28 protein-coding genes are annotated in these 23880 nt (G+C 42.9%); all 28 read right to left on the bottom strand.

Annotated features, from left to right (window positions below; all coding sequences use genetic code 11):
- Positions 1-92: 92 nt before the first annotated feature.
- Entirely contained in the window at positions 93-1490 is a 1398-nt protein-coding gene (locus tag ACX9NY_RS04450) for an ATP-binding protein (protein ID WP_339243132.1), read from the bottom strand.
- A gap of 55 nt (positions 1491-1545) precedes the next feature.
- Positions 1546-2262, bottom strand: a complete 717-nt coding sequence (locus ACX9NY_RS04445) for a response regulator transcription factor (RefSeq protein ID WP_017687664.1) — start codon at positions 2260-2262, stop codon at positions 1546-1548.
- Positions 2263-2401: 139 nt separating this feature from the next.
- Positions 2402-3664, bottom strand: coding sequence for a cytochrome c biogenesis protein CcsA (ccsA, locus tag ACX9NY_RS04440; RefSeq protein WP_342570557.1), 1263 nt, complete (start codon positions 3662-3664; stop codon positions 2402-2404).
- The gene (gene resB, locus ACX9NY_RS04435; protein WP_472477265.1) at positions 3661-5334 is read right to left on the bottom strand and encodes a cytochrome c biogenesis protein ResB; all 1674 of its coding nucleotides are present in this window, start codon (positions 5332-5334) and stop codon (positions 3661-3663) included. The genes ccsA and resB overlap by 4 nt, the downstream gene beginning before the upstream one ends.
- Before the next feature lie 14 nt (positions 5335-5348).
- Positions 5349-5876, bottom strand: a complete 528-nt coding sequence (locus tag ACX9NY_RS04430) for a redoxin family protein (protein WP_339307281.1) — start codon at positions 5874-5876, stop codon at positions 5349-5351.
- A gap of 133 nt (positions 5877-6009) precedes the next feature.
- The gene (locus ACX9NY_RS04425) at positions 6010-6759 is read right to left on the bottom strand and encodes a pseudouridine synthase (RefSeq protein ID WP_124116190.1); all 750 of its coding nucleotides are present in this window, start codon (positions 6757-6759) and stop codon (positions 6010-6012) included.
- Between the two features lie 196 nt (positions 6760-6955).
- On the bottom strand, positions 6956-7774 hold the full coding sequence (locus ACX9NY_RS04420; protein ID WP_472477262.1) for a S1 family peptidase: 819 nt from the start codon (positions 7772-7774) through the stop codon (positions 6956-6958).
- A 63-nt stretch (positions 7775-7837) separates the two neighbouring features.
- Entirely contained in the window at positions 7838-8371 is a 534-nt protein-coding gene (locus ACX9NY_RS04415; RefSeq protein WP_062835224.1) for a spore maturation protein, read from the bottom strand.
- A gap of 6 nt (positions 8372-8377) precedes the next feature.
- Entirely contained in the window at positions 8378-9004 is a 627-nt protein-coding gene (locus tag ACX9NY_RS04410; protein ID WP_472477260.1) for a nucleoside recognition domain-containing protein, read from the bottom strand.
- Positions 9005-9035: 31 nt separating this feature from the next.
- A complete protein-coding gene (locus tag ACX9NY_RS04405) occupies positions 9036-10223 on the bottom strand; it encodes a D-alanyl-D-alanine carboxypeptidase family protein (protein ID WP_472477258.1) in 1188 nt (395 codons plus the stop codon).
- A gap of 161 nt (positions 10224-10384) precedes the next feature.
- A complete protein-coding gene (locus ACX9NY_RS04400; RefSeq protein ID WP_472477256.1) occupies positions 10385-11188 on the bottom strand; it encodes a sigma-70 family RNA polymerase sigma factor in 804 nt (267 codons plus the stop codon).
- A gap of 66 nt (positions 11189-11254) precedes the next feature.
- Entirely contained in the window at positions 11255-11956 is a 702-nt protein-coding gene (locus tag ACX9NY_RS04395) for a lytic transglycosylase domain-containing protein (RefSeq protein ID WP_472477254.1), read from the bottom strand.
- A 63-nt stretch (positions 11957-12019) separates the two neighbouring features.
- Positions 12020-12235: a hypothetical protein gene (locus tag ACX9NY_RS04390; RefSeq protein WP_472477252.1), complete on the bottom strand. Its 216-nt coding sequence runs from the start codon at positions 12233-12235 to the stop codon at positions 12020-12022.
- Complete coding sequence (locus tag ACX9NY_RS04385; protein ID WP_472477250.1) at positions 12232-12606, bottom strand: hypothetical protein; 375 nt, start codon at positions 12604-12606, stop codon at positions 12232-12234. The genes ACX9NY_RS04390 and ACX9NY_RS04385 overlap by 4 nt, the downstream gene beginning before the upstream one ends.
- Positions 12607-12684: 78 nt before the next feature.
- The gene (locus tag ACX9NY_RS04380; protein ID WP_472477248.1) at positions 12685-13071 is read right to left on the bottom strand and encodes a hypothetical protein; all 387 of its coding nucleotides are present in this window, start codon (positions 13069-13071) and stop codon (positions 12685-12687) included.
- Positions 13072-13206: 135 nt separating this feature from the next.
- A complete protein-coding gene (locus tag ACX9NY_RS04375) occupies positions 13207-13773 on the bottom strand; it encodes a sigma-70 family RNA polymerase sigma factor (RefSeq protein ID WP_339235296.1) in 567 nt (188 codons plus the stop codon).
- A 596-nt stretch (positions 13774-14369) separates the two neighbouring features.
- Entirely contained in the window at positions 14370-14786 is a 417-nt protein-coding gene (locus ACX9NY_RS04370; protein ID WP_339235298.1) for a Na-translocating system protein MpsC family protein, read from the bottom strand.
- A gap of 234 nt (positions 14787-15020) precedes the next feature.
- Positions 15021-15218, bottom strand: coding sequence for a hypothetical protein (locus tag ACX9NY_RS04365; protein ID WP_339235300.1), 198 nt, complete (start codon positions 15216-15218; stop codon positions 15021-15023).
- Positions 15187-15510, bottom strand: coding sequence for a hypothetical protein (locus ACX9NY_RS04360; protein WP_339235303.1), 324 nt, complete (start codon positions 15508-15510; stop codon positions 15187-15189). Before ACX9NY_RS04360 ends, ACX9NY_RS04365 begins: the two co-directional genes overlap by 32 nt.
- Positions 15511-15665: 155 nt before the next feature.
- Positions 15666-16460, bottom strand: coding sequence for a hypothetical protein (locus ACX9NY_RS04355; protein ID WP_472477245.1), 795 nt, complete (start codon positions 16458-16460; stop codon positions 15666-15668).
- 12 nt (positions 16461-16472) lie between these two features.
- A complete protein-coding gene (locus ACX9NY_RS04350; protein ID WP_472477243.1) occupies positions 16473-16874 on the bottom strand; it encodes a hypothetical protein in 402 nt (133 codons plus the stop codon).
- On the bottom strand, positions 16871-17707 hold the full coding sequence (locus ACX9NY_RS04345; protein WP_472477241.1) for a hypothetical protein: 837 nt from the start codon (positions 17705-17707) through the stop codon (positions 16871-16873). Before ACX9NY_RS04345 ends, ACX9NY_RS04350 begins: the two co-directional genes overlap by 4 nt.
- A gap of 12 nt (positions 17708-17719) precedes the next feature.
- On the bottom strand, positions 17720-18511 hold the full coding sequence (locus ACX9NY_RS04340) for a hypothetical protein (protein WP_472477239.1): 792 nt from the start codon (positions 18509-18511) through the stop codon (positions 17720-17722).
- Positions 18512-18526: 15 nt separating this feature from the next.
- Entirely contained in the window at positions 18527-19468 is a 942-nt protein-coding gene (locus ACX9NY_RS04335) for a hypothetical protein (protein ID WP_472477237.1), read from the bottom strand.
- Positions 19468-20523, bottom strand: coding sequence for a hypothetical protein (locus tag ACX9NY_RS04330; protein WP_472477235.1), 1056 nt, complete (start codon positions 20521-20523; stop codon positions 19468-19470). The genes ACX9NY_RS04335 and ACX9NY_RS04330 overlap by 1 nt, the downstream gene beginning before the upstream one ends.
- Positions 20524-20535: 12 nt before the next feature.
- A complete protein-coding gene (locus ACX9NY_RS04325) occupies positions 20536-20865 on the bottom strand; it encodes a hypothetical protein (protein WP_472477233.1) in 330 nt (109 codons plus the stop codon).
- 22 nt (positions 20866-20887) lie between these two features.
- The gene (locus ACX9NY_RS04320; protein WP_472477231.1) at positions 20888-22660 is read right to left on the bottom strand and encodes a hypothetical protein; all 1773 of its coding nucleotides are present in this window, start codon (positions 22658-22660) and stop codon (positions 20888-20890) included.
- 62 nt (positions 22661-22722) lie between these two features.
- Positions 22723-23868, bottom strand: a complete 1146-nt coding sequence (locus tag ACX9NY_RS04315; protein WP_472477230.1) for a DUF1349 domain-containing protein — start codon at positions 23866-23868, stop codon at positions 22723-22725.
- Positions 23869-23880: the final 12 nt, after the last annotated feature.

Raw genomic sequence — 23880 nt, 5'->3', positions numbered from 1 at the left:
CATGTTCCACGTTGAACAAGATTAAACGGTACTCTTCAACAAAAAACACCCTCCGTAAGAGGGTGTTTCCGCACTTTTTGTATGAAATCAGGCTATTTCGATGAATCCAAGGGAAATTGTAAAATAAACTCTGTTCCTTCGCCAAGCACACTGTTGACGGTAATCATGCCTTGATGCGCATCAACAATATTTTTCACAATCGCTAACCCAAGCCCTGTACCTACACTTTCTCCCCGAACACGAGCCTTGTCTGCTTTGTAGAATCGTTCGAAAATAAATGGCAAGTCGGATGAAGGGATCCCTACACCCTGATCCTTCACTGAAACTCTAACGAATGGCGCACGAAGATAAGTGACCCGCTCTGCCGAGATCATTACATTTTTGCCAGTCGGCGTATGCCTGAAGGCATTATCCAGCAAATTCGTAAAGACTTGCTCAAGTCGATCCTCATCTGCCTGTTGAAGTTCAATGGTTGGCTGTTCACATTCGAAGTGCAGTTGAATTCCCTGTTCTTTCGACCGCACTGAGAACTTCCGGTATACACGCTCAAGTAGTTCCCCAAGGTCAACTTCCTTCATCACCATGTCCGTGTGTCCAGCTTCCATCCGAGCCAGATCAAGTAAGTCTTTGACCAATCTGCCCATTCGCAGGGACTCATCATGAATAACCTGGATAAGTTCTTCGCTCTCTTCCGGTGAGGTTGCCATACCGTCCAGTAGGGCTTCACTGTAACCTTGCATCATGGATAGCGGAGTTCGTATTTCATGAGATACATTAGCCACAAAATCACGCCGCATTTTCTCCAAACGCACTTCTTCTGTTACATCTCTCAAGACAGCCACAGCGCCTCTGACAACACTGTCAGCATACAACGGTGCCATCTGGACAGACCAAACGCCTTGCTGTACATGAACATTGGAGTTCTGATCCCCACCTTGCTCCATCACCATTCTGAACAATGGAAGAAGAGGCTCAGGTACATCACGTGAAGACTTGTCAAACTGTTCAGAATCTTTTCCTTCGTCCACTTTCGCCCAATCCAGATCATACCAAGTCTGCATGATCTTCTCTCCTGGCGGATTCGTCAGAATAACTTTGCCTTCACCATCAAATGTAACCACCGCATCGGTCATGCTTCGAAGCACACTAGCCAAATGTTCCTTCTCATGGTTAAGGTTTCGAATATTATCTTCCAGTTGGGCAGCCATATGATTAAAAGTATTGGCCAATTCACCAATCTCATCACTCGTTACCAGGGAGAGACGTGTTCCGTAGTTGCCTTTGCGAATCGCATTGGCTGCCTGAATCAATTGCTGCATAGGCTGCGTTATTTTGGTGAATAGGAACAATGCAAAAAAGGTAGTTAAACTGAATCCGATAATACAGATATAGGTGAACAACCGTTTAATATCTCTGGACTCGGATTCTGCAAAGTTCGTATCAATGTAGGGCAGCAAAAAAAGACCCAGCGCTATAAGTACACAACCCACAAGGCAGATAATAGTGATCCATAACTTCCCGACCAGCGATCTCCAGAAACTTAAACTACTTCGGTACTTCCAGTTTATAACCGACACCCCACACCGTCGTAATCATGGCCGCCGACTCTGGCGATACCTTGTTAAGTTTCTCGCGAAGACGCTTCACATGCGTATCCACGGTACGAAGATCGCCAAAGAACTCGTAGTTCCATACATCTTTGAGCAATTCTTCTCTGGAGAACACTTTGTCGGGAGATGTTGCCAGGTAGTGCAACAATTCATATTCTTTTGGTGTAAGGCTAATCTCTTCACCACCAGCCGTGACCCGGTGGGCATCATGCTCAATAACCAAATGTGGGAACACGATGTTATTACTCGAATTGCTCTCCTTCGAGAGATAAGCTGTCGCGGAAGATCGACGCAAAATCGCTTTGACACGATAAATCACTTCACGCGGACTGAATGGTTTTACTACGTAGTCATCAGCGCCAACTTCGAAGCCTTGAACCCGGTTAATCTCTTCACCTTTTGCAGTGAGCATCAAAACCGGCGTTGATTTCACCTGACGAAGACGGGTACACACTTCAACTCCATCCATACCCGGTAACATCACATCAAGCAAAATCAGTCCGTAGTCCCCTGCTGTTGCTTTACGCAGCGCAGTTTCCCCATCCTCAGCTTCATCAATTTCATAACCTTCTTTTTCGAGATACATTTTCAAAAGTCTGCGGATTCTCTCTTCGTCATCCACGACCAGTATTCGATTCTCATGTTCAGCCATGCCTCTCCAGCCCCTTTGCAATAACTCCTGATCACTTCTATTATGTTCGATCTGGCGAACAATATTTGAATACCCTTCAATAAAAAGGTACGTTTGTGTTTCCCGTTTCTAAATCCAACCTTTGCAAGACGAGTCTGTCCTAGTCCGCTCCAGCGTACGAATGCAATCCGGCAATGATCAGATTCACCCCAACCAGCGTAAACATGACAACCAGGAAACCAAGAACCGCAAGCCATGCAGACTTTTGACCTTGCCAACCTCTGGATAAACGCAAATGCAGATACACACTATAATATAGCCATGTAATTAACGCCCACACCTCTTTGGGGTCCCAACCCCAAAAACGACTCCAGGCAATCTGAGCCCAGATCATGGCAAAGATTAATGCTCCGAGTGTAAATATTGGAAAACCGATGGCAATCGCACGATAACTTATCTCATCCAGATCATCGGCATCGATTCCATCCATCATTGGCTGTAACGCTTGTCCAAGGGGTCTGCGCACAAGAAGTCGTACAATTCCATACAGGATCAGACCTACAATAAGTGACCAAATCACCGTATTCAGCTTACGCCCGGCATTTACGCCGTTCATCCAGGAAGGCGTCTCAAGTAAAGGTTTTTTCATGCCAAGAAACGGTGTCATGCTCTCCACTTCGCTATTATATGGCGCAAAAATTGGAGGCATGCGATAATTCACTTTCTCTATTGTACTATTTTCCTGTACCTGCATGTCAATGCTGACCGTTTTCTGCACAAAAACCGCCTCATAACCAGCTGCACGAAAGGCAAATACAGTCCCTATAAATCCAATAACGACAACGATCGTAACCAGGGTGAATTCAACCCATCCTCGTTGACGTCTTGAAGACTTGTCCTTACCACTAAAATCAACAGTACGGAGCAAATACATGAACCCTGCGGCAAAACCCACGGCGAAGAATGCTTCACCAAGTGCGGCCAACGTCACGTGTATTTTCAGCCAGATGGACTGAAGTGCCGGGATCAACGGTTGTACCTCCTGTGGAAATACAGCAGCATAAGCCATTATAATGATGGTAAGTGGTAAGGCAAACAAACCCAGTAACGACTTCCGATATATCGCGTATACAACGATAAATGCAACCATGATCATCATGGACAGAAAAGACATGAATTCGTACATGTTACTAACAGGAATATGCCCTGCCCCTGCCCATCGGGTTGCAAAGAATACAAGATGTGCCGCCAAAGCGACAGTCGAGGCAATGAAAGCTCGTTTACCCCAGCGATTCATGTGCGCCAGAGGATCACGATTGCTCCATTTTTTGCCCATTACCGCAACACCATATAAAAAGAATGCGGCACAATAGAGAAAGAAAGCTACGATAAATGCGTCGCTGCTGAAATCCAATAAATTCATGCTTGGTTCCCCCCGTTATCCAACGACTTCTCTTCCACTTCCAAATTCATTTGTTTCAAAACAGCCGCCACTTCACGCCTGAAGCCAAACCAGTTTTTGTTGGTATGTCCACCCAAGGTAAGCTGTTGATCATCAAAACGAATCCAGATGCGGCGATGATGCCAATAAAAACCCATGACCAGACCCAACATGACAATTCCGGCTCCTACCCACACAAAAGGCATTGCTTTATCTACGCGTATATTGAGATAACTTACGGATTGAATAATATCAACCTTGTCCATGCTGTCCACTTCCAACTGTAAAGGAATCTCTGTTCCAATTAGCTGTTGGTTAATTGCATCCTGCTGAAACCGTTGTTTATCAATCTGCTTCGCAAAATAAAGATATTGTATCCCCTCTTCCGGCAGATTCGGTCCCTTAATCAGAAAGAGAAAAGCAGGTGCATTAGGTGAAGGCGATATTGATTTGGGCTGTCCATTCTCATCCAATCCAAAGTCCATGAACTTTTCCTTCACGGTCAGTTCATAAGGGCCCGCTTCAAATGTTTTTTGGGTATCGACCATATCAATCTTAATCGCCCCATATAATTCACCAGTCTTTGTATTAACCAGATCCGGCGTTACGGATCGAATGGTGGGTGTTAGATCATAATCAAACTGATATGCTTTCAGACCGTTATAATTTAAGGGATGATTCACACGAACATCATGTCTGGCCACCTCAGCTAATTGAGGTTTTTTTGAAAGATCCGAACAATCTGCTGTACATTCATACAAAACAACTTTTGTTTCGAATAGTTTTGGAACGGTCTTGTTCAGGTTACGGAATTGCTCCGGTACTTCTTCCTCACTGTAAAATTCAACATTAAACTGTTCGTTTTTCAGATACATCGACGTATTCGGTATCTTTTTGATCTCACCTTCCGGAAAAGCAACATGCTCATCCAGATTCAGGCCAGGCAACCCTCGTGCAAGCACCGCCAGTAGAAATATAATGAGTCCAATATGAATGACATATGGGCCCCATCGACTGAATCGCTGTTTCTCGGCGAGTAAAGCATCACCCTGAGTATGCACGCGGTAGCCTTTCTTTTTCAGCGGCGTAACCGCTTTCTTAATCCAGTCTTCTGGTGCCTCTTCGATAGGACCTTGGTACACCAGACGCTGTCTGGTCAGAAATTGCGTGTGTTTACGTATTTTCTGTTTATTCAGGGCTTTGTAGAGCGGTAGGACGCGATCCAGACTGCATATCACCAATGATGCACCGATCAGCACCAATAGCAAGATAAACCACCAGGATTCGTATGTATGGGATAAACCCAACAGATAATAGATATGACCCAACTGACCGTATGTTTCTTTGTAATACACGGAAGGATCAATATTTAGAAATGTACTTTCTTGCGGATAGATCGTGCCAAGCATAGAGCCTACAAGCGTTAACACAATCATATAGACAGCAATTTTGACGGATGAAAAAAAGTTCCAGATGCGATCAATGATGTTGGGATTACTGCGCTGTGAACGGCGCGCCATGCCATCGTAACGCATTTCCAGCACTTCATTCGATTTAGCTTCAGACTCCAGTAGTGGTTTCCCACATGCTTCACATAGTACAGTGCCAACCGGATTTTGGTGTCCGCACTCACATTTGGTATTTTGGAACACGAATAGACCTCCTGTCAGGGCTGCTTCGCCAGTTGCGAAATTTGAGCGTCAAGTGTGTCCAAATCAAGTTGCCCGATATGAATGGTAGAGATTTTGCCGGTGTCGGATACAAAAAATGTTGTTGGCATCGGAGAGATCCCGAAATCACGAACCGAGTTTTTCTCACGGTCTAACATGATTGGAAATGTAACCCCAACCTGCCGAACAAAATTATCCACGGTCATCTGGTCTTCTCCAACATTAATTCCGACAAATTGTACTCCCTTGTCCTTCCATTTGTCAGCTTGTGCCTGTAGTGCAGGCATTTCTTTAACACAAGGTTCACACCAGGTGCCCCAGAAATTGATCACCAATGCTTTTCCTTTGTACTCGTCAGACGTATGAACTTGACCATCCAGGCCCAGCAGTTCAAAAGAAGGAGACTTGTCCCCTTCCTTTGGCTTGCCGTTCGAGCCGGATACCGATGTCGTAATCGCATATCCGCCCAACACCAGGATCAATGTCAAAATGACGATTTGCACCGTTCTTCTTGATTTCCCCATGTGCTGCTCCCCTTTTAAGTGACTCTAACACTCGCATATTATTGAACTGGACAACTGTGAACATCCTATGAACAATTATAGCGAATTTCGTCACAAAACTGCGGCGGTTTTATGAAAATTATGTGTCCTCACATTACCTTTTTTTCATTTTTCTGGCTGGTTCTGATTGTGCGAGGGTAATCAGGTTGTTAACTTCCTCTTTGGTCAGATTGCGTGTCAAACCACGTTTCAGGTTTTGTAGCAAAATGCCACCAAACGAAATCCGTTTCAACCGGGTTACCGGATGGTTGATCGCCTCGAACATGCGTCTAACCTGACGGTTACGCCCTTCATAGATCGTAATGGAGATCACCGACTCATTGGCCGCTGTATCCACATCTTTGTACTCCACCTCTGCAGGAGCAGTCATGCCATCATCCAGCATAATGCCTGTCTTTAATTTTTCCAGAGCCGAACCATGCGGCACACCTTTGACCGTTGCGTGATACGTTTTGGGTACGTGATGTTTCGGATGCGTCAACAAATGTGCAAACTCACCATCATTGGTCAGAATTAATAAGCCCTCTGTGTCATAATCCAGACGACCCACAGGGTATACACGTTCCTTGACACCTTTCAGGTAGTCGGATACAATTTTCCGACCTTCCGGGTCAGATGCACTTGTGATTACGCCTTTTGGCTTGTTCAACATCAAGTACACTTTTTTCTCACTGCGGATCGGTTTTCCATTAACCGTAATCATATCCTCTTCGGGGTTCGCTTTCGTACCCAGTTCGGTTACGACCTCCCCGTTAACTTCTACTTTGCCGGACAGGATTAGTTCCTCGCTCTTACGGCGGGATGCAATGCCTGCCTGTGCGATAATTTTTTGTAATCTTTCCATGTTTGTCATGTCACCTCACACTAATGATACCCATCACGCAAGGAAATCACAAGGATAATCCAAGGATTTTGTAAACTGACGACACGAATATCCATTTCAGGCTGACTTCCCCTTTGAGATTCACGTAAAAAAAGCCTACCTTTGCACGATCTGTTCAACACAGATAGCGTAAAGATAAGCCTTTACCTCAAACCAATTAATTGGAAACTTTTCCGGCAACTGCAACCTGTTTTTTGGCAGGCGTAGCGCTGTCCTTAATGAAAGACTGCAATGTTTTGGAAGTAATATAATAGGTGCGTCCACCGTATACAAATGTCATCATACCAATGACCCGGTTGTTCTGGTCCAGCACAGGGCCACCTGAATTACCTTGTGCCATGGATTTCACAATACTGCCGATTCCTTTTTTACCCGGAACATCCGAGGCTTGGGAACTGAATACTCTGCTTTTGGCTATCGTATTGTAGGTTGAAGGAAAATCTTCATCCAGGATGACCAGATCACCAGCAGGATTTTTGGGGAATCCAATCGTATAGACAACCTGGTTATCCCTCGCGTTTGCAAATGAGACCGGTTGGGCGTCTATTTCCTTGTCCAGCTTCAGCAGCGCCATGTCTGTCACCGGATCTGTCTTCACAATCTTTGCCTTGACAGGCTTACCTAAGGAACCCGGACTCGCAACAGTCAGTGTGCCTTCATCACCATCAGACAGTTCAGCATAACTCTGAACCACATGGTAATTCGTGAGCACTTCATCCTTCGAGATCAGTATCGAGGTACCAATATCATAATATACCATATCGGGTTCATTCTGCTTGACCAAACGTACATTCACGACGGGGAAAGAATCCGCTGTGACTGCCATTTGTGCACGCAGCTGTTTGTTGAAGTAACCTGTAAAATGTATCGTCTGAACGGCTTGAGCCGCCGCCAGCCCCGTTGAACCAGCGAGCATTGCAATGGCAAGCACACCTGACATTCCAACACGGAGCATTCGTTTCCAACTCTTCTGCATGTCTCACTCTCCTCCGCTATTATTCTAGCATAACTAATATATCGGAAGGAAAGGAGATATCTTTTAACCAAAAACGAGCAAACAAATGGCGAGGGCAGCAATAAAACCAACGACATCGGAAAACAACCCTACTTTGAGTGCATACCGACCGTTCCTTATGCCTACAGCCCCGAAATAGACAGTCAGCACATATAATGTAGTATCTGTACTCCCCTGAATCGTAGATGCCATACGTCCAATCATGGAGTCGGGGCCATGGGTTTTGATCAGATCGGTTGTAAACGCCAGGGAGCCTGTCCCAGTCAAAGGACGCAGTATTCCGAGTGGTAACACTTCGCCTGGAACACCCATCCAGGACACCAATGGAGCCAATAGACTAATTACAAAATCCAGTGCACCCGAGGCACGAAATACGCTGATTGCGACCATCATGCCTACGAGATGCGGGATAATACTGATTGCAGTAGAGAATCCATCCTTGGCCCCATCAACAAAGGATTCATAAACCGGGACCTTTTTGGTAAACGCATATAATGGAACAAACGCGATAATAACCGGGATGGCCCAGACAGAGATCCAGTTGATGAAGGTTAACAAAGCTACTCATCCTTTCATGCCGGGTTTGCCACTTTTCTGTATACGTGGCGGTTTATGTAAAGCCCTATTCCGATACCAGCGATCGGCGATTATAGCAGCAAGTGTAGCGATAATGGTAGCCATTAATGTTGTTCCCACGATCTCTGTAGCATTGGCGGAATTATAGTTTAATCGGATGGCAATTAGCGTTGTTGGAATAATGGTAATGCTGGCCGTATTCAGAGCCAGTAAGGTGCACATGGCTGGAGAAGCTGTTTGTTTATCCGGATTAAGCTCCTGCAGCTGTTGCATGGCTTTGATTCCCATTGGTGTCGCCGCGTTTCCTAGCCCCAGTAGATTGGCACTCATATTGGAGAGAATATAACCCATCGCCGGATGATTTTTGGGCACATCGGGGAACAGGAAGCCCACAATGGGACCAAGCAGCTTAGCAATCCGAGACAGGAGACCGGCATCCTCAGCCATTTTCATCATGCCCATCCAGAACACAAGCACACTGATCAGTCCAAAACAGACTGTAACTCCCGTGGCCGCGCCATCAAAAGCGGCTTGCGTGACCACCTCAATATTGCCGTTGATGGCTGCAAAAGCAAATCCGATTAAGATCATTAGCAGCCAAATTAAATTGATCAATGGTTATACCCTCCCTTCAACGATGATTCTACTAAGGAGACAACAGGTTACTTAACACGGCACGCCAAGCTGCTGCCCAGGAAGAAACGTCTCCGATTCCCCCTATCGTTGCCTCATCTGTCTTTGGTTCAGGAGGAATAAAACTGCCTTTGCGATATACCGGAATCGAGCCAACAAGTTTTCCGTCAAGTTGCATATCGATGCGTCCTGCCAATCCAAATGTAGGGTCTGTGGATTGTTTATTCCCTTCCGTTTCAGATTGGGCGCGATTTTCGTGCAAAATCAACTTTTTAGTCAATGAACTTTTCTCACTCTCAGCAAGTGGATACCAAAATCCCCGGCCTGTAACGACATCTGTATTTTGCACAGGCTGTTCTTGCCTCGCAATCTCTACCAATGGGAAGTATTCAAACCCAAAATCAAGCATCCGAGCATGATCATTCCAATCATTTCCATCGTTCAGCGTTACCGCGGCGAGCTGCTGTCCATTGCGTGTAGCCGAGCTGACCAAACATCTGAAAGCTTTCTTTGTATAGCCGGTTTTCACACCATCTGCACCTTCATACATCCGTAGCATTTTATTTTTGTTGTGCCAGGAGTATTCCCAGCTTTCATTGGGGTTCGGTGCGGATTTGTCCTCCGTGGCCACGATGCGTTTGAATACCGGATTGTGCAACGCGTAGGCAGTTAATCTGGCCAAGTCATTGGCTGTAGAATAATGACCTTCTGCATCCAGTCCATGAGGGTTCATAAAGTGGGAGTGCGTCAGACCGATTTGCTCTGCCTTTTTGTTCATTAATAGCACAAATCCTTCTTCCGAACCCCCCACATGCTCTGCGATCGCAGAAGCCGCGTCATTGCCTGAACGGAGCATTAGCCCGTACAACATGTTCTCGAGTGTCATCTCTTCACCTAACTTCAGATAGAGAGACGATCCTTCTTTGGCAAAAGCCGTGGGAGACACTTTCACTTTCTCATCCAGCTTGCTGTGTTCGATCGCTACAATCGCTGTCATGATTTTGGTCAAGCTGGCAATTCGCAGTTCCTTATCCCCATCCTTGCTGTATAAGATCCGGCCTGATGTGACATCGATGAGAGCAGCGCTTTGCGCATGTGTGGACGGACCTTGAATTGTTGCCTGGGCTTGAGTAACCCCTAAGGAAGACAGCAAGAAGACAGGGATAAGCATGCATGCAAGAACTTTCGTTATTTTTCGCATCAATTCATTCCTCCGGGTCACTTGGAATCTTGTACTATCTTATGTTCGGACAACTTGGAGTATGTCCCATAGGGCAAAAACAGCAAAAATCCCTCACGCTTGGAGCGAGAGGGACGTTATGTATGAAACATTATATAAAATATCAATGGCTGTGATGACGATTACGCCTGATCCGGTTTATTCAGCATTTTAGCCACTTTTCGCATAATTCTGGAGACTCTCATCTGGCTAATATCTTCCATATCTGCGGTCTGAGTTTGATTAAATCCGTCTACACGATGTTTCAGTACTGTCACTTCTTTCTCACTGAGCTTGCGCTTGACCGAATCAATGACCGCATCAACATATAACTTATCCAGAATACCTTCTTCAATGTTCTCCCCACTATAGATGGTATCCATCAACGTCACGGATTGAGTTTGTTGATCATCAGCACCTACAGGCTCATCCAGGTACTTCACACCTTTACCCACCTGAAGTGCTTTGTTGATCTTATCTTCCTCCTCATCCAACAGCAGTGCGATTTCATGTGCTGATGGCAGGTAGCCCATATCGTGTTCAAGTCGATTAATTCGGTTGATTAATTCCGTAGCTGTGCGAGTTGGACGAATAATGCTTGCACTATCTCTTAGAAAACACCGAATTTCTCTGACAATCGCAGTGACAGCAAACGAACTAAATTTTACGCCACGTCCGGTATCAAATGCCCTAATCGCTTTGATAAATCCAAGACGGCCCAGTTGCAGAATATCATCCTTCTCTACACAATGATTCTTAATAATCATTTCCGGCTTTCCTATATACTTATGAACGGAATGCCAAATCAGGTTCTCATTGACCAGAATACAATCCCCAAGGAAATGTTCATCAAGCTTACAACGTTCAATATTTTCTACGTCATCCATTGTGTAATGCTTCTTATCTACCTGTAAATTCATACTAATATGTTCTGGAAATTTTCCCATTTGGATCTCCCTATGTAAAATTGATAAACTATACTATGGTATTCAAATTCTATTGTTAACTGATGTTTATTGTGCTTTTTTGATTATTTCAAGCATTTTGTTATGGTGTTCCTTCACTTGATTGTAATACCAGGGGCGAGCCTTTCCCTTAGCTACGTTGCCTTCTCCCTGATTGTACGCAATGATTGCTGTACGAAGATTCCCATCGTACTTATCCATAAGATATTCCAAGTAGGTAATACTTGTCCTGATATTCGTTTCAGGCTGATGTAGCTCCTGTTGGCTCACTCCAAACGATTTCGCTGTGCTAGGCAGAATCTGAAGTAAACCAATCGCTCCATGGGATGATACACTTTCCTCTAACATTCGACTCTCTTGCCACATCATTGCCAGAATCCAGACGGAATCGATATCCGTATCCTTCGAATATTGAATTACCCACCTCACATACTTCAGCAGCTTTGCGCGGCTCACTGTTTTCTCCTGGTGGAGTTCTATATACTGCTCAAGCATATCCGTCATTCGTATGTGCGCAGGAGCAACCGATTTAATTTGTTTCTGTTGTTTTTCTTGTTCCTCTTGCTTCATTGGCTTTACTTGCTTTATCTGCTTTATCTGCTCTTCTTGTGTTACTTCCTTTAATCTCTGGGAGCCAACTATTTCTTCGTAAGCCCGTTTGAAATTTTCTGATGTCGATAGACTCCCGTATTGCGAAGCCAATACCACAACAGCAATAACAACACCTATTACTCTTTCTAAAGTGAACAACAGATTCGTCCACCTCCTTACTGAAAGCCTCTATATTATAGAAGGAATAATCTCATGCATAAGTTAGGATTGGTCTTGTTCACTTGGTTGATATACGATAATTGCTGCAAATTCCAACATGCTGCTGAGTGGATCAACGGTGGAGGTAAACTCCAGTCCGGTAACAAATGTGTGTGGTTTGGATAACATCCATGCGTTGATCAGTTCTTCCATACCTGCAGCGCTAGTGGACACAAACGTTTTTACTGCTAAATCCGAGGCGTAGTTCAACACCTTCATTGCTCTTCACCACGTGAGTCTTGTTCTTCTTCCTTTTTCTCTTCAATGAGTTGATTAAACTCCTCTTCGGTCAGTTCATGAATTTCCAATTCGTAAGCACTTGTCAGAATGTACCCCATACCATCCGTTAAATGAACGTTATAAAATGTTTGTGGTTCTTCATGAAAGGTACCCTCTTCGTAATTGAATCCAATAACGGCTTTTTCGTAACCCGCTACACTGCCAGCAAACCATACGTTAGCCTGGGTTGTTGCACCGGTTGGCGTCTGGACCTCATGCATATTGATTGGTGCGTGGATATACTTTCCAATCATGCTGGCTACGATTTCTTCCGTTAATTTATCTTCTTTTGCTTTGATCACATGTGTCATTGAATTATTCCTCCATTAGTTAAAGTCTCGCGAATATTCTTGCCCTTACATTCTCTATACGTGTTATAGGAGCAGCAGTTAAATTGGAGCCGCAGATGAAGTATTGGTTCCGCTGCTTAGGACCAAATACTTCGTCCGCATATGGAGTACAGCTGTATCCAGATCAGTCACTCGTTTGGATACAAAATCTTCGATAACAGGCTCCAATGGTTTGAAACCCACACCCAAGATTGGTTTTTTATGTATATAAGCATGATGCATGATCACAATATCAGTAGAGCTCAAATGATCCAATGCCAGATTAACCAAGACGGCATCAGCCTGTACGACTACTTTCTCAATAATCAAGGCATACTCCCTGTTGCTTAAATCAGCAGCTGTCGACGAATCATGACTTGCCCAAGCGATATCCGAATACCCCTTCAGACGTTCCATCGTAAATCCTAAAACCACCACACTAAGCATCTTGTTCCGCCTTTCTTTCTGTACTAGTCACTCTATACGACTTAAAAGAGCACCCAGTTAAGGGTGCTCTCTCTGTTCTATGTAGGTTACTGAATCTATCTTCATCTAACTTAGGCTATTAATTGCCACTTATGACTACAATGCTTCGTACTTCTCACGAATCGCTTTCCATAACTGGGATATACGTGCCTTGGATACACCTAGCATTCCTGCAATCTCTACAAATTCATACCCCGAAGTCCGAAGTTTAAAGATTTGCTTCTCACGTTCGTTCAGCCTCATATTTTCCATAATATCTGTTACAAACTCAAAATTCTCATATGCAAATCCAGCATGACCAAGCGCTAATGCAATATCTGAACTTTCCGATTCATCGCCACCACTCTGATCCGTGCACATGATCTGTACAGCGTTAACCACACTGAGATTTTTCTCAGACATGCACTTGCGGTACATGTCCTTGATTTTATTTTCGATAAGATGATCAACAAACGTCGACATTTTCGCTTTTTCTGCATCATACTTGTCCAAGGAATTAACCAATTTGATCATAATCTCCTGGGTTACATCTTCTTTCTCCATCCCTGCAAATGTTTTGCCTCTAAGCTTGTGACGACACTTCTCCTGAGCTTTATTCAGGAACATGTCTATATCCCCAATCTCAAATAAATCATCAAAACCCATAGCAGTTGTAGCAGACATAATACATTTCCCCCATTAACTTTTAATTATCGTCGGTCGTATACTTTCTTCACAATCTAGTTACTATCCAGCGTGATTTTACTATACACACCCGCTATTGCTCCCTAAATCTCACATACCATATGTAGTCTTGTTACAAACAATTGAAACTAATAAGCCTAATTACATACAAACGATCAAAAAATCCCCCTTTGATCCGCCTCCTCATTCCCATCCTATTACATTCAGAATAACAAATACGAACTAATGTTCGCAACATTTATTTATTTCGTTCGCTTATATGCCTTTTACTGACTATATACGAAGTATACGGTGAAAGGTAAAGCAGCATTTTTTACAAACAAAAAGACCAACACAGAGCGCACCACTGTAAAATACCAAAATGGTGGAATGTGTCGGTCTTGGTCTGACATCTATTTCGTCCCAATTACCGAAGATATGGCCTTCAAGTTCTTTAACAAGGTTATAGGCTTCGTCAAGATTATTAATCTATACAATCGCCATAAGGGTAGTATAAGGAAATATGTAGGATATTGTCAACAACAAAAATTAGTTCCTAAGAACCTGTATAGTATTCAAAATTTAGTTAATAGGACTTAAGGCATGTTTATCTCATCATTTTTCAGCAGCACTTCAACATCCTTGTTCATCTTGAAGACTGTAATCTGTTCTGCAAAATCAGGGCCAAAAAATGTTGTTTCGATGTCTTCGATCTTCAGACCCATGTTGATATAGGAGAAAACGGGGTTGAAATTTTCTCTCATCATATGTGCTAGCTTCATCTTGTATTCGGCGAAAATTTGACTTGAGTGTGATTGCATATGTTCCAGCATGAATGCTTCAGGCTTGGTGAATTTTGCTGTAAACTTTAAGATGATAAAATGATTCATGATAGAGACTCTGGTATCTACCGGCCCGCGTTCAGTAAAATCTTTTCTTATTCTGGATGCCAACTTTGCGAGCTCTCTTTCCAAGTCTTTTATCTCAATGTCCCATCCCTCCTTGCCAATCATCCTGACCCCTTCTACTGCCCCTGAACATATGAATTCAACCTAGTTTAATCAAAACTACTTGTACAAGACAAGTTTCAATGGATGCATTAAATCAAGTCACGTTCATCTTTTCATGAAAAAGGAATAGACCCCAGAACTAGGCTTGGGGTATATCACTTTATTAACTATATTTTATAATTATTCAAATAAATTAGCAGTTGATGCTGAAAAGCTAACATTAGTTAGCGTAAACGCTTAATTTATCATTTCATTGGTAAGCTCTATTTTGAGCAGGCTAAACGCGACCAGGTTCAAAGCGACAGTGGCTCCATAGTCTCTTTCGATCAAATCGAATGCTTCTTCGGTTGCTCCAACCAGATCCTCCTTATCCGAAGTCATCTCGGTAGTCACAATTTCCTCATCATTCAGTGCGAAGGTCAGTCTGTACAGCATCTGTATTCCCCTCCTTAGAAGTCAATTCAATGTTTCGTACATCCGTAAGATCAATGATATGAACCACATCGTCTGTATCTTCCAGCGTGATCGATTTCCCCTCGTTCTTGTGTTTAGTGAAAAGTCGTCGATATTCTTGCTTAACCTCATCCGCTGTTAACGGGATTTCACGTACGACCTTATCCGAATCTTTCTCTTTCTGTTGTAATCTAGGATTATCTTCTATCCAGTTCACCGTTTTTTTCTTCCCACTTCCCTTGAAATAGAAATGAGCAGTCAGTTCAATATTCATCGTACACTACCTCCCGAAATAATTACGTTCTCATACTACTTTCTCTATACGACTTGATCAGCCAAGTGTTAATGCTAGTCTTCATATGGTGATGGATATACACTAATAACTTCATTGTTAAAAGAAAAAAGGACAGCATATGCTGTCCTTCCGTATTAGTATTTCTTAACCGCTATGCGATTGCCGAATGAGTCATATATATATTGGAAGTTGGTTTGAATAGGTGTTGTTCCCATTCTGGCGATGGACTTCGCCACCAATCTTCCCTCATTATCATACTGATAAATGACATCAACCAAAGGTGGGAGCTGCACGAAGTCCAGACCGTCATATCGATAAATCTCACCAATGGAAATGACCAAGAAGGAATCACCCTTTGCGTAACCTTCTGAAGAAGTCGGCATGGTCAGCACAGGTTCTCTAACCAGCTGCTCGGTGTAGTTGTCCGTAACGACTTGTCGAACAACTCTTCCATGCATGTCAAAAGCAAAATATGTAACCGTATCGGTATAATCCACCAAGTCACTGATCGATTCCCACGGGTCCATGATACTCAGGCGTTTTCGTTCCTCCCAAGTCATGCTCACATGGGTCTCTCCATCGGTGATCATATCGGCACTATGTGTATCTGGATGTTCATATACCATGACCTCCAACCCGTTAACCGTTAGGATTCCATTGGATTTATAGCTGACATCAGATCCCGTAAGACGTGTATATTCTTCCCCATACATATATAATGTTGGCAAATTTTGATTACTTTCATCCGCGAGCACGGCATAAATAGCTTCCGGTATCCCCTGTGGGGGAAGGTCTTTTTTGGCATTTACTGTTGTAATCGTACCTAATGCAATCTTGTCCAATCGAGCATCTAGAGTCCCGCTATCTTCCCTGGCTTCCTTGATCTCGTTTGAAAGCTTGACCACTTTACCATAAGTAATGATATCCATGATCGTTGTCTCCTATCTGACCGTCAACCCCGTTACTTCAATGGTAAAATCTGAAGGCACGGAACCTGGATTAATGATTTCAAAATGGAAATGGGATGTACCATCCTTATCGTCATAAGGTAAATCCACATTGTCGTATATCCCGTCTATGAAGTTGCCTGTACTGAATTCTGCTGTATTAAAGTATAAAATTTTGGCTTTCATTTTGTCTGCACTATCAAGTATGTGAAGCTCCACATTCGTTTCCTTTGCTGGGATAACACGTACCGTCTTAATCAGAAAACGTGGGCTTTCCATGGGGAGCGAAACGATTAATGTTTCTCCCCCACCGTTTAGTGCTTCAACTACATGAGACAATTCTACCTGTTTGTACACGTCTTTCAGCTCCTGCATAATTCGCCATGTTTTGTTCATTTCTCACTCCTCCTGCGATTTGGAATATAGGTAGCAGGGTACCTTCGTGGCAATATCGTGGTTGGTACAGTTGGATCTATGTTGCCTCCTTGACCAGAGAGATAGCCTTGAAATGTTTTCATTTCGTCTTTGTAAACGTGCTTTACAATATATCGAATTTTTGCACCCTCTGATGAGGCCGGGGTTCTCTGACCTACAATAATTGATCGAATAACACCCTTGAATGAATCCTTTGAAGGCAAAACAATCTTGGTAACGTGTACCCAGCGACCATTTGCTTGTTTCGTTAAAGAGCCCAGATAACCTGCCATACCAAGTTTACCTGTGAATCGAGTTTCTGGCGTGGTGTGTAATGGAAGATAACCCAAACTATCGTAAATGCTTATCTCTTTGGTATGGCTTATTATGACACCATGAGTGTCAGTCAATATGAAACGACCTGTATAATACTGAGGGAGATCCTCCTGATCATACCCCCAAATGGAATACACATTTTCCTCCGATGGGTTGTGTGAAGAAAGATGATGAAGCTCTCCAATTTGGAATTGGTACTGGACTCCCTCTAGTTTTAACTGACCCGTTTTCCCAGAGCTTTTGCTCGTATACAGTGATAAAGCTTGCGTCTCAATTGAACGATATGGACCCTGAGCGTACGTGTAAAGTACGCCTAAATTATGTTGTTGGCCTGCCCTCTCAGGTTCATAGTAAGAGCTCGCCTTGGTTCTATTGGAATAATAAATACTGCTTAAATATGTATAAAGCACACCCGTGTTTCGTTTTATTACTGATTGTTGAGGCGTGTAAATGGATTGTTCCGTTCCTGCTACAGCCATAGTTCTCCTCCCCTACTGCATTAATACAGCTACAGTGTTACCCGGTAGGAAGCTTGAACCTCCTGTGGTCAGAGAATATACCTTGTATGTCTTATTGGCCACTGTAATCTCATCTCCGTGGCTTACACCTGCTGCAGGTGCAAAATAAATATCATGTAGTTCGCCTCGCGGACCTTCTGCATTATTGGCCATAATACATGGAGAGAGATGGTAGAGCGCGCCCCAACCCGGATTGGTCGGTACCATCGCGGAGTAGGATTTGTAGACGTTATTGGTCTGAATATTATCCAGATCCTTAACTGTACGAATACCATTGAATCCCTGGTAGCTCACTCCAATTCCTTGAGCACCCGAGTGATTTTCTTGGGAATAACGATACATCAGACCGAAATACCCCAAATTGGATATCCCTGTTACGGAGTTCACATCCCCCGCCAACCACATAATTACACGATCTGCTGTAACCGATACCTGGTAGTCTGTTAAGAGGTTGGAATCTACGACAGATGTATGGCAGTAAAAATTCCGTGTAGTAAACATTTTCCCTTCCGGAATACTCCCGTCAGCAAGTAATACATCTTCTGCTGAAGTTACCGTGATGTAGTTGCCGTTTGTATCTTTGGTGTTGCCTTTTTCGAATTTAATAAATAACTTATCTTTTCCTGTTGAGCCCACTGATTTAATGACGAAGGCATCCGAGGTCTCAAAATATATAGACCAAGGCGAGGATGCAACTCCTTTGAAGCCATTAATTAAGGCTTGAAACAACATATTCATTTTGACTTTACCACTGAAAAATGACATGTATAGGTATCCTCCTTATATTTTAAATAGAATGACTCGTTGCCCACCCATAACGTTGTTGCTACCGAAGAAGCAAGGAACGCAGTACCGAACGTTATTACTAGATGTATACCAGCGAGTGTAGTTACCGTTGTATGGCATTTGTTGGTCTACAACATGAAACACGTAGTATTTGTTTTCTCCCAGATCAAGAATGGACCCATCTGGATGTTGTGAAGCATCCTTTAAACAAGCCGTATATATATCTGCAAACTGCCCACGTACTCCTTCTGATGGATTAAATACCATAAATGGGTTAACATAGTACCTCCCCCCTACACCTGGTGAAGTAAGTTGAGCGTCGGTAGTAAAGTTATAATATTCGTACTTTGTACCGTTTCGAGATTTCCTAACCACTCCCCGTCCAACATTGTAATCACCATATGTAGAATTGCTATTGTTACTAACATTGGAAGGCATGTGCGTAAAAATGCCTACAAAATCGTTTGAAATAGCAGGATCTTCTGGTTCCAGTGAATTCATCCTTCCCATGTATATTCTCACTGGGTAGGCATAATTGATATAATTTTGATACTCACCGTGAATAAAAATACCCTTATTCGTAGTGAATGCAGTCCATTTGTAAGTTATATTATAGTTACCTGTGTCACAAGAAAAAGGTGTATCTGTCATTTGTTTATCAGGAGAATCCAAGTATACATCCACCCTAGGTGTTTCATTATTCATTAACCCCCACCGGATCGAAGGAGTATTACTGTTTTGAAATGCCATTGTGAAACACAGACTGTTATCTTCTAGATTTTTGAAAACAGTGTTTCCCCAGTTACCCCCGCCGCCAACTGCAGCAGCAGCATATTTTTTCACTTCCCACCATGAGTCGCCTGCCATCTGTAACTCAGCGGTGCTTGAAAACTCGGATATTGTGCTCACCCAAGAGTATCGTTTAGGTACTGCCATTATTGGGACACCTCCGTTGGTAATTCGAATAAAATTGCTCTCTGTCCATCCCCGAGTAACGTGTTGCTATCAAAAAAGTATGGTTGTATGAATCTACTTTTACCTACGATATCAATCCAATATTTAGAATGTATCGGTTGTTGTTGATCGGTAATGTGAAAAACATGATACCTCTTACCTTCAAGATCAATCATCGTTCCATCTGGATGTTGGTTTGAGTCTTTAAACACAACAGATCTCATCTGTTGAAACTCTCCCCGAACCCCTTCTTTGGGCTGAAATATATACCAGGGGGAAATAAAATAACGATTCCCTGAACCTGGCGAAGTCGCTTGAGCACTTGTGCAGAAATTATACAATTCATACTTTTTATTATTCCTAGAGGTTCTGACCACGCCTCTACCAACATTATATAAATTGTTATTTGCCCATTCATTGTTACTATCAATAGGCGCGTGGGAAAAGATACCCACAAATCCTCCTTCAACAGCGGGATCTTCCTTCTCATAAGAAGACAATTGCCCTAAGTAAAGTCTGAAAGGATATGCATATCCTATATTATTTAGAGCTTCTCCAAAAATAAAGATTGCTTCTTTTAAAGGAAATACTGACCACTTGTAGTTAATGTTTAATGTCACATTCCCCGTCGTCGTGTGAAACGGGATATTAGCTTCCTCGCCCAAATTTAACGATATATCTGGAAAAGGTCCTGTATCTTCAGAAAATCGATTCATACCGCATCTTAGTTGATAGCCGTAGCTTGTCCAAGTGCCATTATTGGAACTTCGATGAACAGAAAGATTCAAACATAGAGAAAATAGCAGAGAGCGTACATTTAAATTTTCCAGTGTTAATGAACCCAAAGTACTTCCATATACTTGATTAGTTGTATATGCTTTGGGCTGCGAATACTCATCGTTAGGATAATAAGTCACCTTCCAGTTGACATCCTCATATGGATTAGTGTTCATCTCTCTTGCCAAAGTGCTTAAGAAATTGGTCACGGTGCTCGTAAATTCATATCTCCTAAATCCTTGCACTACTGTAGCTGTCATGCGCTCACCTCCTTAAATGCCATATCGAACTTTCAATTGCTGAAGCATCGACTCTTTCATTGCTGTCAGAAACACGGTGCGGATCTGCATCTGTCTATCTTGCTCTTGCAGTCGTGTATCTCGATCCACTAGCTCCTGGTTAATTTCGTCCGATAGTTCAAGAGGAACCACCTGTTCCAAAGCTTCCAGCATCGGAAGGTACTGTTGTCCCGTACCATCGAAGATAATATCGCTCCGCAGCATAAACACCAGAAGTTCTACCTCTTCCTCTGTAATTGACGTTAGGTTCGTACCTACCATTTTATCGAACAAAGGACGAAACCCGGTCTTTATTTTGGTCATTGAGAAATGTGATTCCACTCTATCAGCCTACCTTTCTTTTTTGGACGCCAAGGATATTTCCATCCGAATCGTACTTATATTTTTTTACTATTTTCGAACCATTGAAGTCGACCATCTCGGTATCCACACTACCATCAGAGTTATAATTGTATTCAATAATCTTTATAACTAATGGTTTTATGTCGTTGTTATATGTAATCTCTTTGATAATCAGACCGCTTAGAGGGTCATACTCAAAATAAACGTCCTGTTCTTCCATGTCTTCAAGCACAGACACACGTTGCTTAATAGGGCGATCATCATAGGCTGAACTACCTTGTAAGTAAAAGTACATTGCCCCATTGTTCAACTTGCGTCTAATTCTTCCTTCTTCCCGTTCGTAGGTGATCGTTTTAACTTGTCCGTCACTCTCCGTAATGAGTTCCGCTGTAAGATTCCCCTCAAGATCGTACTCATAATCAATAACGCGGTTAATACCTCCAGTGATACTCTCACGCTTCATTCTGCCTTTGGTGTCATACTCATACTCTGAAGTTGAAGACGTATTGATGATCGACCCTCGGCTAAGCAGTGTGACACGTGAATCTACCGGAATATCATAGAGAAAACGAATTTCTGTATCCGTATATTCGATATAATCATCCCCAGGAGTTACCCTAATGCCATCCAGAAGTACTTCTACACTGTCAGAACCAATACTATACTTTGGACAATAAAAGCTCTTTTGTTCTGAAAGCCTTATATCAGGTGGGTACTCAATACGAAAAATCGATTGATTTTCCATCGTCCCCCTGGATGCAGCAAGCTCCAGCTTGGATTGCATATGGTTTAAACGATCCGGCAGCTTATCAAATTCAAAGCCATCTTTGTCTGTTCTAGCATCTGATACTTCAGCCTTAGTCTCACCAAAACCTTCGACTTGTTTGGACAAGTCTTCGGTAAGATCAATCCACCTGACCACTTCTTCGTCTAATTCATTGATCTGAGATTGAGCATATGTGATTCTTTCCTGAAGATCTTGAAAATCTCCTGTAGAAACCGTTTTGGTTAGATAATAGCGTTGATCTTTAATATACAACGCATCGAAGGTCGCACCAGTCGTTACAGATCCCAAAATCATACCGTTATCGGGTTCATCAGGAATCACCTGATGTACGAAGGTTCCATCATTCTTTAGAAATATATAGTATCGAGTATCTTGCTCAGCTAAGAATGAATAGAAAGACTCCTCTTTTTGAACAAGTGTGCTGTTAATGCTTGCATAACCACCGTTGATCTGAACCTTAAGAAGACCATTAGAATCCATAGTTGCTGCGCTTATTGCCAAATCAGATAATGGGATCGTTTTTAGAATATCAATGGAATGCTCTATATCCGATATAACATCTGCAAGTGATTCACGATTCCCACGAGTATCTCCTAATTCATTTTCTAAACTCTCCAACCGTTCATTTTGTTCATGAACATCCATGCTGATATCCATTAGGTTTTTCTCAACTTCACCCAACTTGGATTTCTGGTCTTCCAATAATATTCCCTGATTCAATACCCGAGGTTCCAGATCAGCAATACGCAATTCATGACCGGCTATCCCTGTTTCATTCTGTTTGCCTACAAGTTCCATCTGATCCAACCGCTCAGGGAGACTGACATAGCTGCTTCTGGCTTCCTCCATTTCTGAAAGATGCTCATCAATTTCTTGGTGGGATCGGGTCCCTTTGTTGAGCAAACTATTGTGATCAAGCAACTTGCCATTGTTCGTTCCTGAACTTGTTCCGCTAAAGCGGACAGACATATTCTCACCTCCAACTCAACCCTTATTGAATCTATACGTGGTCGAGCACTTAAAGTTTAGAGCTATATATACGTTGAAGAAACTTTGATCCCGAACGTGACCTGGGCTTCATAATTAGTGCTGCTATCCAGCCTCTCTACTCTCACCCAGAATTGATAAGGGGTTTCTGGAGTTATCTCGGCTGCGTTCACTTGCATACTCCAAGCTCCTGGTTCGCCCTCAACATCAGGCGCTAACCGAACTACATTTTGATACTGATCTCCCCGATAAGAGGCAAGCTCAAAGTTAACATTTTGAAAAACACCTTGGTTTAATGAATTTTTGGCAATAAACAATACATTCTCAGTTACGGATTGACCAGAGGACATATAACCGAGAAAACGTTCCTGGTTGTCTTGTAACCGCATATCAAGAAATTCTCCATTATCGCTATACTCACGATAGTAAAGATCCACTCTAGGTTCAAAGTAATATGTATCGCCACCGTATATACTTAATATGTCCGACGTTTCAAATCTATTGTGGTCAGGCAAAGTCACAGCAAAACTTCCGGTAAGCGGATATTCATAGCGTTGAAGGTCAAACATAATCGATGTATTCTCATATTTACATATCTTAGTTTCAAGAATTTTTCCTGCCTGATCCCGGAGTTCAACCTGATAACCTTGTTTCAGATTATCTACCTTTACCCTGCCACTTCTTTGAATTCGTATATGATTAATGCGTAGTGGTTCACCTTCTGTTCCTGATTCTAAGAAAAGCCCGATCTTAGGTACAGAGGAGATGACTTCCTGATTACCAATAAACCGCCATATCTTCCCGTCCTCTGACCAATATGCGGAATATACATTAAAACTTCGTACCAAACGGATCCAAGGATAGCTTCTCGCTATCCCTTTCTCCGCATCAAAGTACTCTTCAAGTTTCACCACATTCTCATCGTCCGCATATACAATAAGTCCCCCGGAGTCTCCCTCAACCGTTGGATTATACTCATTCTTGACATCCAACACGAACTCTTCAATTGTGGTCAACTCCGTGAAAAACATATATATTGGAGACTCTCCATACCTTAGTTCCAGTACTCCATGATCAGCATTGTACCTTCCAGGATCGTCAGTCAATACTTCCCACCCTGAATCAAGTTCGGATTTAATGAATTCATCAAAATAGATTAGCCCTTTTTCCTGACGTTTCACAATTCCCATAGAGCTCCTCCT

This window comes from Paenibacillus sp. CB74, assembly GCF_055687625.1.
This window is presented reverse-complemented; position numbering and strand designations above follow the sequence as displayed.

Bases quoted from the DNA above. Each gene is read 5' to 3' on its own strand.
- ACX9NY_RS04355 (WP_472477245.1), bottom strand. From the start codon at position 16,460: ATGGATATCATTACTTATGGTAAAGTGGTCAAGCTTTCAAACGAGATC.
- ACX9NY_RS04360 (WP_339235303.1), bottom strand. From the start codon at position 15,510: ATGAATATTGAACTGACTGCTCATTTCTATTTCAAGGGAAGTGGGAAG.
- ACX9NY_RS04425 (WP_124116190.1), bottom strand. From the start codon at position 6,759: ATGGAAAGATTACAAAAAATTATCGCACAGGCAGGCATTGCATCCCGC.
- ccsA (WP_342570557.1), bottom strand. From the start codon at position 3,664: ATGAATTTATTGGATTTCAGCAGCGACGCATTTATCGTAGCTTTCTTT.
- ACX9NY_RS04405 (WP_472477258.1), bottom strand. From the start codon at position 10,223: ATGCGAAAAATAACGAAAGTTCTTGCATGCATGCTTATCCCTGTCTTC.
- ACX9NY_RS04420 (WP_472477262.1), bottom strand. From the start codon at position 7,774: ATGCAGAAGAGTTGGAAACGAATGCTCCGTGTTGGAATGTCAGGTGTG.
- ACX9NY_RS04345 (WP_472477241.1), bottom strand. From the start codon at position 17,707: ATGGCTGTAGCAGGAACGGAACAATCCATTTACACGCCTCAACAATCA.
- ACX9NY_RS04385 (WP_472477250.1), bottom strand. From the start codon at position 12,606: ATGACACATGTGATCAAAGCAAAAGAAGATAAATTAACGGAAGAAATC.
- ACX9NY_RS04430 (WP_339307281.1), bottom strand. From the start codon at position 5,876: ATGGGGAAATCAAGAAGAACGGTGCAAATCGTCATTTTGACATTGATC.
- ACX9NY_RS04375 (WP_339235296.1), bottom strand. From the start codon at position 13,773: ATGTCTGCTACAACTGCTATGGGTTTTGATGATTTATTTGAGATTGGG.
- ACX9NY_RS04365 (WP_339235300.1), bottom strand. From the start codon at position 15,218: ATGCTGTACAGACTGACCTTCGCACTGAATGATGAGGAAATTGTGACT.
- ACX9NY_RS04340 (WP_472477239.1), bottom strand. From the start codon at position 18,511: ATGTCATTTTTCAGTGGTAAAGTCAAAATGAATATGTTGTTTCAAGCC.
- ACX9NY_RS04390 (WP_472477252.1), bottom strand. From the start codon at position 12,235: ATGAAGGTGTTGAACTACGCCTCGGATTTAGCAGTAAAAACGTTTGTG.
- ACX9NY_RS04320 (WP_472477231.1), bottom strand. From the start codon at position 22,660: ATGTCTGTCCGCTTTAGCGGAACAAGTTCAGGAACGAACAATGGCAAG.
- ACX9NY_RS04335 (WP_472477237.1), bottom strand. From the start codon at position 19,468: ATGGCAGTACCTAAACGATACTCTTGGGTGAGCACAATATCCGAGTTT.
- ACX9NY_RS04325 (WP_472477233.1), bottom strand. From the start codon at position 20,865: ATGACCAAAATAAAGACCGGGTTTCGTCCTTTGTTCGATAAAATGGTA.
- ACX9NY_RS04350 (WP_472477243.1), bottom strand. From the start codon at position 16,874: ATGAACAAAACATGGCGAATTATGCAGGAGCTGAAAGACGTGTACAAA.
- ACX9NY_RS04445 (WP_017687664.1), bottom strand. From the start codon at position 2,262: ATGGCTGAACATGAGAATCGAATACTGGTCGTGGATGACGAAGAGAGA.
- ACX9NY_RS04315 (WP_472477230.1), bottom strand. From the start codon at position 23,868: ATGGGAATTGTGAAACGTCAGGAAAAAGGGCTAATCTATTTTGATGAA.
- ACX9NY_RS04330 (WP_472477235.1), bottom strand. From the start codon at position 20,523: ATGACAGCTACAGTAGTGCAAGGATTTAGGAGATATGAATTTACGAGC.
- ACX9NY_RS04380 (WP_472477248.1), bottom strand. From the start codon at position 13,071: ATGCTTAGTGTGGTGGTTTTAGGATTTACGATGGAACGTCTGAAGGGG.
- ACX9NY_RS04370 (WP_339235298.1), bottom strand. From the start codon at position 14,786: ATGATTGGCAAGGAGGGATGGGACATTGAGATAAAAGACTTGGAAAGA.
- ACX9NY_RS04400 (WP_472477256.1), bottom strand. From the start codon at position 11,188: ATGGGAAAATTTCCAGAACATATTAGTATGAATTTACAGGTAGATAAG.